General features: G+C 34.2%; 11 protein-coding genes. 7 read left to right on the top strand and 4 right to left on the bottom strand.

Going from position 1 to position 9,485, the window contains the following annotated elements:
• The first annotated feature begins 570 nt into the window (after positions 1 to 570).
• Positions 571 to 1,278: a hypothetical protein gene (locus tag EO117_RS04135; protein ID WP_126939240.1), complete on the top strand. Its 708-nt coding sequence runs from the start codon at positions 571 to 573 to the stop codon at positions 1,276 to 1,278.
• A 19-nt stretch (positions 1,279 to 1,297) separates the two neighbouring features.
• Complete coding sequence (locus tag EO117_RS04130) at positions 1,298 to 2,788, top strand: nucleotidyltransferase (protein ID WP_126939239.1); 1,491 nt, start codon at positions 1,298 to 1,300, stop codon at positions 2,786 to 2,788.
• An 81-nt stretch (positions 2,789 to 2,869) separates the two neighbouring features.
• On the opposite strand, the gene EO117_RS09390 is transcribed toward EO117_RS04130, so the two are convergent.
• The 4 genes from EO117_RS09390 to EO117_RS04120 all read right to left on the bottom strand — a co-directional run bounded on the left by EO117_RS09390 (position 2,870) and on the right by EO117_RS04120 (position 4,047).
• Positions 2,870 to 3,028 (bottom strand): transposase, encoded by a 159-nt coding sequence (locus tag EO117_RS09390; protein WP_371413074.1) that lies wholly within the window; start codon positions 3,026 to 3,028, stop codon positions 2,870 to 2,872.
• Positions 3,028 to 3,168: a transposase gene (locus EO117_RS09385; protein ID WP_240632575.1), complete on the bottom strand. Its 141-nt coding sequence runs from the start codon at positions 3,166 to 3,168 to the stop codon at positions 3,028 to 3,030. Before EO117_RS09385 ends, EO117_RS09390 begins: the two co-directional genes overlap by 1 nt.
• Before the next feature lie 100 nt (positions 3,169 to 3,268).
• Complete coding sequence (locus EO117_RS09380) at positions 3,269 to 3,709, bottom strand: hypothetical protein (RefSeq protein WP_240632574.1); 441 nt, start codon at positions 3,707 to 3,709, stop codon at positions 3,269 to 3,271.
• 152 nt (positions 3,710 to 3,861) lie between these two features.
• Positions 3,862 to 4,047 (bottom strand): transposase, encoded by a 186-nt coding sequence (locus tag EO117_RS04120; RefSeq protein WP_256359679.1) that lies wholly within the window; start codon positions 4,045 to 4,047, stop codon positions 3,862 to 3,864.
• A 164-nt stretch (positions 4,048 to 4,211) separates the two neighbouring features.
• Between EO117_RS04120 and EO117_RS04115 the strand changes: the two genes are divergently transcribed.
• The 5 genes from EO117_RS04115 to EO117_RS04095 all read left to right on the top strand — a co-directional run bounded on the left by EO117_RS04115 (position 4,212) and on the right by EO117_RS04095 (position 9,474).
• On the top strand, positions 4,212 to 4,622 hold the full coding sequence (locus EO117_RS04115; protein WP_126939238.1) for a hypothetical protein: 411 nt from the start codon (positions 4,212 to 4,214) through the stop codon (positions 4,620 to 4,622).
• 21 nt (positions 4,623 to 4,643) lie between these two features.
• Positions 4,644 to 5,651, top strand: coding sequence for a type II toxin-antitoxin system antitoxin SocA domain-containing protein (locus EO117_RS04110; RefSeq protein WP_126939237.1), 1,008 nt, complete (start codon positions 4,644 to 4,646; stop codon positions 5,649 to 5,651).
• 178 nt (positions 5,652 to 5,829) lie between these two features.
• A complete protein-coding gene (locus EO117_RS04105; protein WP_126939236.1) occupies positions 5,830 to 7,899 on the top strand; it encodes a polyribonucleotide nucleotidyltransferase in 2,070 nt (689 codons plus the stop codon).
• Positions 7,900 to 7,911: 12 nt separating this feature from the next.
• Entirely contained in the window at positions 7,912 to 8,361 is a 450-nt protein-coding gene (locus EO117_RS04100) for a dUTP diphosphatase (protein WP_126939235.1), read from the top strand.
• A gap of 195 nt (positions 8,362 to 8,556) precedes the next feature.
• Positions 8,557 to 9,474, top strand: coding sequence for a DUF535 family protein (locus EO117_RS04095; RefSeq protein ID WP_126939234.1), 918 nt, complete (start codon positions 8,557 to 8,559; stop codon positions 9,472 to 9,474).
• The last annotated feature ends 11 nt before the right edge of the window (positions 9,475 to 9,485 follow it).

Raw genomic sequence — 9,485 nt, 5'->3', positions numbered from 1 at the left:
GTATATGTCTATTTTATTGCAAAAAAAGAATGTTGGCGACTACTCTTATATGAGTAGCCCCAACATTTATTATAGAGCCTTTTTATTTTCAGAATTTTGTGTTAAAACACAATATATGGTAAAATAGAATTAATAAAAGTCAATATATAGTATTCTTTGAGGTGAAATATGAGAGAAAATAGTGGGAACAAGAATCATGTCTTCTATTAAAGTAATATTAGAGACGGATTCTGAATTATAACGGTAAAAACTTAGCATAATGGGAGAACACTATTTAAGAAAGGTGTATGGGAGCAGTAAATACTTAAACTGGTAATATACTCAAACTCTGGTGAATATTCAATATAAATACAAGTGTTATGATAATGAATTAGGAACTTTCATATACTATTTAAAATAAAATTTATATATCTGATAGGATTGTGCCATGGTTATAGCCTGGTATTTTATTATGAAGTATGGTTGAAGGCAGAAGAATGATTAGGAGGATATTGTTCGTAAAAAATAAGATAGTAGACTATAAAGTTCTAAAAGAAGTTAAGCAGTAATAATGAAAGGATGGGAATATAAGTGTTAGAAAGTATAGTTATAAATTTAATTAGTAACGTAATTTCTTTTTTTTGCGGTAGATTTTTTGATAATTATAGAAGAATTTGGCTGATTATAAAATCAGTGCTGCAATACGATAAAGATATTAGATTTAGTATTGCCTATTTATATAAAATAAAAATAGATGATAAATATCTTTTAATAAAAGGTAGTAAAATAGAACAATTGCAACCTGTTGGAGGCGTATATAAGGTCTACAGTTCATTTATTAATATTGAAAGAAAGTTGAATATTAGATTTGAAAATAAGCGGGGATTTTATGAAAATGAAGATCTAAGATTTAGGGTTAAAGGAAAAAATGTTAGTAAAGTTTTGAGTTGGTTTGATAGCAGAAAAAATAGGGAAGTAGCAGCATATAGAGAATTTTATGAAGAAATTATAAGACCGGAGATATTGCCTATAGAAGCAGTGACAAGTATGAAGATAGAGTTTTTAAAGCAAATACAACCAAAAATGAAGTATTCTATACACTTTAGCATCGATGAAATTTTATTATTTGATATTTATGAAATTCACTTAATAGATGAATACGTTGAGATGATACGCCAATATGCGCAAGGCGATGATAGTTTGATTAAGCTTGTAGATAGAGAGGCTATCGAAAAAGAATGTATTGATATTGAAGGAAAATCATTTAAAATAGGAAGTCATTCGAGATATATTATTTAAGAGAAAAGGAGAAGAGAAAGTGAAAAACTTTAAAATATCAAAGGAGATAGAAGAGCTGATTAATGAAATTGATGTTTCTGAATCTTATTATGAAAAAGTATCGAATAGATATAAAGCAATTGCAAATTATATAAAAGAATCTGATTTAGCAGAATATGATCCAGATATTTACTTACAAGGTTCCATTAAATTAGGAACAGCAATTAAACCGCTTACTGAAGAAGGGGCGTATGATGTAGATATTGTTTGCAATATGACTAAAAAAAGAAGAATAGACCAGACTCAAAGACAACTAAAAGACGAAATTGGAAAAGTAGTTGAAGATTATTGCTTAAGGAATAGTATGCAAAATTTACCGAAAGAGAGTAATAGGTGTTGGACACTATATTATGTAGATGAATCAAATTTTCATATAGATATATTACCAGCTGTTCCATGGAATAATGGTGATGATGGAAATATTGCAATTTCGGATAAAAGGCGTGATAATTATGATGATATAACAGATAACTGGGAGATTAGCAATCCCAAAGGATATTCTGATTGGTTTAAAAATCAAAGTAATTTTAAAGTTTTAAAAGAATCATATGCTAAACGAATTGATGCAAAGGTAGAAGAAATTCCAGACTATAAAGTAAAAACTGAATTACAACAAATTGTGCAGTTGCTAAAGCGACATGCAGAAGTTATGTTTGAAGATGATATGGAACATAAACCATCTTCGGTTATAATTACTACTCTAGCTGCAAAAGTGTATTCTAAATGCACAAGTATTAGTGATGATTTTACATCATTATTATTGAATGTAATTAAGACCCTTTTGGATGGAATTGAATATGAAGAAGAAATTCCATGTATTTATAATCCAGTTAATAGAAAAGAAAAACTATCATTAAAATGGGATAAAGAGAAAATGTATTTTGAAGGATTTTTGAAATGGTATAATCAACTTAAAGCTGATTTCAGTGTTGATAATAAAGAAGTGACATTAAATGAGAGCTTGTATTATATGCAGAGAAGTCTGCGTAAGAGTATTAATGAAATTGGGATATCCTTAGACTCGTTAAGCCATCATCAGAGACCTAAGTGGAAATTATTAAGTGCCAATGAATCTGATGTGGAGATAAAAACATATTATAGTTGTCCTGGGTTTAGAGGTAAAAAGATAAAAAGTGGTGAAGCTTTGAATAAAAAAGGAGAGCTTAGATTTGAAGTGATTGCCCCCACACTCAATATAAAAGATTTTGACATATATTGGCAAATAACGAATACTGGTACTGAAGCAAAAAATGCAAATTGCCTAAGAGGAGACTTTTATGACTCTAAGATTGAACAAGGGAAAAGGATAAGAATAGAAACAACTAGTTATGTAGGGAGACATTATGTTGAGGCCTATTTAGTAAAAAACAATATTTGTTATAGAAAAAGTAAACCTTTTGAAGTTAATATAATCGATGGATTTACGATTGAGTGGTTTTATACGAAAAATGAAGATATAACGTATGGTTGATTTAATTAAAAATTATACCTAAAGTGTAAAAGAAGGCTCTTTGTCAAATGTGGAGGCTGCTCATATAAGAAGTTCTTAACGCTAGCCATCTAAATAGCTAGTGCTATTCTTTTTGCTTAATAGAAGTATACGAACTCTGAAACAATCAAAATGACGTAATCCATAACTTATTCTCTTTAATACTTTAATGTTATTATTACACCCTTCTGTAAAACCATTGGAATAGGGTAACAAAGGCATTAACATTTGAGGAAAGTTTGCATCACTAACCTAAATAATGGAGACATACCCATAACGACGTATTTAACCTGTTCTCTAGCTTCTTTAGAAAAGGTTTTGAAGTATTGAATAAGAGCTCGTGTATCCCGTTTTGGTAAAATGTCTACGATAGAATGATTGGTTAAATCGGCTATGATACCTTGGGTACCTTTGACCTTCGGTATTCCATTTATATTCGTCGATACCTAGTACTGTGGGTAATTAGTTAGGCTTTGGAATAGCTAATTTAGAGCAATACCGAATGACTGTTGAAACAGAAACATTGCTAAGTTTAGCCATCTCTGTGAAGGATACTTTTTCGCCGAGTTGTCTAAATAGATATTCCATATTAGTTTTACTAAGTCGCAAATAACGGCAAACAAAAGGGTTCTTTTCTATGAAAGTGTGATTACACTCCTGACATTTGTAACGCCTTTGCAAGTAGGTTGCAGTCACTGTATGATGCTGAGTAGCCCCAAATTTGACGTCTTCAGGTCGTTTACCTTTAGACTTTCTAGTCCTCGCTCCACAATGAGGACGCACCTGCTCAGCTACTGGAATCTCAAGAGTAAAGTGAACAGAACCGTCCTCATTTACTCTTGTATGTTTGATATATTCCTCTTTAATTTTAAAGATAATTTCTGTATAATTAACTGTAGACATATATGACTCATCCTTTCTTAATTGTGTGGCTACTTTTATGATACAGTTTGAGTTTGTATATGTCTATTTTATTGCAAAAAAAGAATGTTGGCGACTACTTTTATATGAGTAGCCCTAACATTTATTATAGAGCCTATAAAAAGTTCTTAGCACTAGCTGTCTAAATAGCTAGTGCTATTCTTTTTGCTTAATAGAAGTATACGAATTCTAAAATAATCAAAATTACGCAATCCATAACTTATTCTCTTTAATACTTTAATGTTATTATTACCCCCTTCTGTAAACCCATTGGAATACGATAATACAAAGACCTTAACAATTTGAGGGGCTCCACTAATAAGGGAGACTTTATATTTACTAAATTAGTCAGAATTTTTTATAAGAAGCTTTTTTATTGATACGCACATAAAATTTTGGTATAATCAAAATATAAAAATGCATCAATTGATACAATTTTGAATTGTAAATTGATGAATTCAGTATTTTGTAGAAAGGCATCTACATGAATTTATATTATAATCAAAGTTATAGTAGAAAAGAAATAGCTAACATGTTAACGCTAGTACAAGAGTGTATTAAATGTGGAATGTATACTATTTCTATGAATGCAAATCGCCAAGAAAATATAGCCTTTATTAATGAATATAATCTTCGTAGTGAAAAGATAAAAGAAATTTTAAAGAATCTTACAGTAGAGGATTTTTGCCATACATTACAGAATACGAAGGCAGGGTATGAAAATGAAGTGCTTTATGTATTTGTTCCTCAGGTGAGACTATTTGAGGCCGATGGAGAAGGCGTTGTGGTAGATATTTACATAAAAATTAATATGCTAGATACATTAAGAGGAAATAGAACGGTGGTGATTTCTTTTCATAAGAGAAATAAACCGATACAGTATGCATTTAAATGATTTAGAAAAGAGGATATGGATATGGAAGACAAAAAAGTGTTTTGTGAAGAATGTAGAAATGATGTTAATTATATAATAGAAGAAACACAAATGGTTGGGATGATTAAAGGGGAAGCCTATCAGTATAGGGGGAAAGTTGCACACTGTGTTGATTGCCAGTGTGAAATATATGTGGCTGAGGTACATGATTATAATTTAAAAGCATTATATGATGAATATAGAAAACAGAATGATATTATTTCATTAGAACACATTAGAGAGATTTGCGAGAAATATGCGATTGGTAAGAGACCGCTTTCATTACTATTGGGATGGGGGGAACAGACATTTTCTCGTTATTACGAGGGCGATATTCCAACGAAACAATATTCAAATACATTAAAAAAAATATATGAGGATCCCAATTTTTATTACGGAGTATTGAATGAAAATAAAAATAATTTAAAATTAGAACAGGCCTATAAAAAAAGTAAAGCTGCTGTTGAACTGTTAATGGGCAGAGCTGACGGAGAGAATAAAAAGATTAATCATGTAATTAAATATTTATTAAGTGAATGTGAAGATATTACACCTTTAGCTCTTCAAAAATTATTATATTACGTGCAAGGGTTTTATTACGCATTTCACGAAAAGTTCTTATTTGAGGAAGATTGTCAGGCTTGGGTACATGGACCTGTATACCCTGAAGTATATCATAGATATAAGGAGTACTTATTTAATCCGATTGATACTTCTAAAGAGGTGGAGTTTTCTGAGATTATAGACCTTGAAGATGCTATTATAGATAGTGTTATAAAGTACTTAGGTTGTTATAGTGGAAAGGTTTTGGAACGGTTTACGCATACTGAACAACCATGGTTAGCAGCGAGAGGAGAGTATAGAGCAGTTGAAATTTCAAATGAAATTATTTGTAAAGAAGATATAGGTAGATACTTTAAACATATAAAATCAACATATAATATGAGTAATCCTAACGATATCAAATTATATGCAGAGTCAATGTTTACGCAACTATACGGTGATATATAGCAAACGAGAAATACTAGATTAAGCAGAGAGAGTCATCTCTCTGCTTAATTATATATTAGGTCATTAGGAGAGTTCTTTCCTGTCAGTATCACGACTTAAATTGTATTTCCCTCTCCACTCGTGTATAATAACAACTATAAAGATTTTTAAGGATAAAGAATTAAACAGGAGGCATGGAATGAATCGATTCCAAATGGAACTAGCTGGTCGCACGTTGACGATTGAAACTGGCGAGTTAGCAAAACAAGCAAGTGGTTCTGCATTAGTACAATATGGTGATACGGTTGTATTGGTTACAGCAACGGCATCTAAAGAGGCAAAAGATATTGACTTTTTCCCATTAACAGTAGATTACGAAGAAAAAATGTATGCTGTTGGTAGATTCCCAGGTGGTTTTATTAAACGTGAAGCACGTCCACCAGAGTCTGCTATTTTGAATAGCCGTTTAATTGACCGTCCAATTCGTCCTTTATTCGATAAAGGTAGTCGTAATGAAGTACATGTAGTAGCTACTGTATTATCTGTTGATCATGACCATGCGCCTGAAATCTGTGCATTGATTGGTGCTTCTGCGGCATTATCTATTTCCGATATTCCTTGGGCAGGTCCTATCGCTGGTGTGCGCATGGGTCTTGTAGATGGGAATATTGTGGTGAACCCAACTAAAGCACAATTAGAAGCAACTACATTAAATATGGTAGTAGCTGGTACGAAAGATGCGATTTTGATGGTAGAAGGGGAAGCCAACGAAATTCCTGAAGATATCATCTTAGAAGTCATCATGACAGCTCATGAAGAAATCAAAAGAATCGTAGCGTTCCAAGAGTCTATGGTAGCTGAAATTGGGCATGCGAAACGCACATTCCCAATTAAAGAAGTAGATCCAGTAGTGGCAGAAGCAGTTCGTGCCTATGCACATGACAAATTAGATGCAGCTGTACGTTGTGCAGATAAAGTGCAACGTGAAGAGCAACAACAAGCTGTGTTTGAAGAAGTATTGGCTCATTTTGCGGAACAATTCCCAGAACAAGCAAGCGATATCTATGCTACATTAGAAAAAATGGTGAAAGAAATTGTGCGTCATATGATTACGGTAGAGAAAATCCGTCCAGATGGCCGTCAATTAGATGAAGTTCGACCTATTTCTTGTCGCGTTAGCGCATTGCCACGTACGCATGGTTCTGGCTTGTTCACACGTGGTCAAACACAAGTATTAAACATTTGTACATTAGCGCCATTGTCTGAAAAACAAACCATCGATGGTATTGGTTTAGATACAGAAAAACGATACATTCACCATTACAATTTCCCATCTTTCTCTGTAGGGGAAACTCGTTCCTCTCGTGGTCCTGGACGTCGTGAAATCGGTCATGGTGCATTGGCTGAAAGAGCGTTACTAGCAGTGCTTCCAACAGAAGCAGAATTCCCATATGCTATGCGTTTAGTATCTGAAGTATTAGAATCCAATGGTTCTAGCTCTATGGCCAGCGTATGTGGTTCTACCTTATCCTTGATGGATGCAGGGGTACCTATTACAGCGCCAGTAGCTGGGGTAGCAATGGGTCTTGTAACACAGGATGAACATTATACAATCCTAACAGATATCCAAGGTATGGAAGATGCGTTAGGTGATATGGACTTTAAAGTAGCAGGTACTACAAAAGGTGTGACTGCTATCCAAATGGATATTAAAATTTCCGGTTTATCTCGTGAAATCTTAGAAGAAGCCTTAGCGCAAGCTCACAAAGGTCGTATGCACATCATGGGTAAAATGATGGAAGCGATCCAAGCACCACGTGAAGAAATGTCTAAATGGGCTCCTCGTATCGTAACGATGAAAATTGATCCAGATAAAATCCGTGACGTTATCGGTACAGGTGGTAAAGTTATCCGTGGCATTATTGAAGAAACTGGTGCTAAAATTGATATTGAAGATGATGGCACTATCTCTATTGCTGCCGTAGAAGCGGAAGCAGCTGAAAAAGCAATCCAAATCATTACGAACTTGACAAAAGAAGTAGAAGCAGGCGAAGTGTACATGGGTAAAGTCACTCGTTTGATGAACTTCGGTGCTTTCGTAGAAGTATTGCCAGGTAAAGAAGGCTTAGTTCATATTTCTCAATTAGCAAGAGAACGTGTAGAAAAAGTAGAAGATGTAGTGAATGTAGGCGATGAAATTATGGTCAAAGTTATCGAAATCGATGACAAAGGTCGTATTAATTTGTCTCGCAAGGAACTATTAAAATAATTGAGGTGCACTATGGATATTCGTGGATTTGAAGTGGTGTCTGCCTTTGAAGGGCAAGGCATTAATTTGCCGAAGCGTAAGACTTCTGAAAGTGCAGGCTATGACATTGAATGTGCAGAAGCTGTTGTAGTAGGTCCTAAAGAAACGGTATTAATTCCTACAGGACTGAAAGCGTTCATGCATTATGATGAATATTTGGCGATCCACGTTCGCTCAAGCATGGCGATCAAACGAGGCTTGATGCTTACAAATAGTACAGGGATTATCGACTCTGATTACTATAACAATGAAGATAACGAAGGTCACATTATGATTGCCGTGTACAACATTACAGACGCTTCTGTTGCCTTGGAAAAAGGGGAACGAGTGGCGCAAGGTATCTTCTCTAAATACTTGTTGACTAATGATGACGATGCGTGCGGTATTCGTACTGGTGGTATCGGTAGCACAGGCAGTAAATAACAACATATACTAGGGAATGTAACAACATTTCTTTCACTAGAGAGTTTTAAGCGGTAGTCTTAGGACTCTCTAGTTTTTTATGAAACTATACTTTCATAGAAAATGCTATGACCTATGAGGGGGTACACATTGAATTTCATTGTTAAAATGGAGTATAATATAGGTTGATATAGTCTATCCTAAGGAGGATGTACCGTGTTTACATATGCAAAACAACAATGGGAATTAGGTAAAAGAATCTATGGATACCATAGCTGGCGTGAAAAACGACGTATCTTTTTGTTCACCGCCCGTTCCTATAAAAATAGATCGCAACTGAATCAACTAGAATCTTACTTCGCTACCTATGGCAGTTATTCTAATTTACTGCAGGATCAAGAAGGAATCTGGGAAATTATTAATCGTGTCTTCTTCTACAAAGAATCTACAGCTCAAGAACGGTTAGAATGTATTATTCAGCACTTTGATGCCTTGCCACAGTACTTTACAGAGGAGGCCATTCAAGCTTTGTATAGTCCTTCAGAAACAGGGATTCGAATATGGCATTCCGAAGAATTAGCTTTAGAGGCAACCTTACGTTTTATGCCAGGTCAACGGAAAGAAGGCTTATTGAGTTTGCTCTTAACCTATGAAGGTGATGGAATTTATCATATCAACTTCCGATTAGGTGTTGACCCATTGGGGCAACCATGTATTTGGATTGGTACCATTCAGGGGTATAAAGAGGGCTTAGATAAGGCGAAGAAGCTAACGAAAAAAATGCATGGCTATCGTCCTAAAAACTTTATGTTCTTTTTACTACGACAATTAGCAACTAACTTAGGTATTGAGACCTTGTATGCAGTGTCTGATGAAGGGTTCTATACGAATACGCATTTAATTCGTTTCAATCGTCATAAATTAGTGAAGTTTAATGACTTCTGGGAAGAATTAGGTGGTCACGCATGGGAACAAGACTCTCGGTTTTTTGCGATTCCTTTAGCGGAAGAACGTAAAACTTACGAAACAGCAAAAACACATAAACGAAATATGTATCGCAAACGCTATGAAATGTTAGATACTTTTATAGAAGAAATGCAACAGCAAGGAAAGACCTTCTTGCGCAACCAATAGGAGGATACAAT

This window comes from Veillonella sp. VA142 (assembly GCF_003992135.1).
Classification (GTDB): Bacteria; Bacillota; Negativicutes; order Veillonellales; family Veillonellaceae; genus F0422.
This window is presented reverse-complemented; position numbering and strand designations above follow the sequence as displayed.

Bases quoted from the DNA above. Each gene is read 5' to 3' on its own strand.
- EO117_RS04115 (WP_126939238.1), top strand. From the start codon at position 4,212: ATGAATTTATATTATAATCAAAGTTATAGTAGAAAAGAAATAGCTAAC.
- EO117_RS09390 (WP_371413074.1), bottom strand. From the start codon at position 3,028: ATGCCTTTGTTACCCTATTCCAATGGTTTTACAGAAGGGTGTAATAAT.
- EO117_RS09380 (WP_240632574.1), bottom strand. From the start codon at position 3,709: ATGTCTACAGTTAATTATACAGAAATTATCTTTAAAATTAAAGAGGAA.
- EO117_RS04100 (WP_126939235.1), top strand. From the start codon at position 7,912: ATGGATATTCGTGGATTTGAAGTGGTGTCTGCCTTTGAAGGGCAAGGC.
- EO117_RS04105 (WP_126939236.1), top strand. From the start codon at position 5,830: ATGAATCGATTCCAAATGGAACTAGCTGGTCGCACGTTGACGATTGAA.
- EO117_RS04110 (WP_126939237.1), top strand. From the start codon at position 4,644: ATGGAAGACAAAAAAGTGTTTTGTGAAGAATGTAGAAATGATGTTAAT.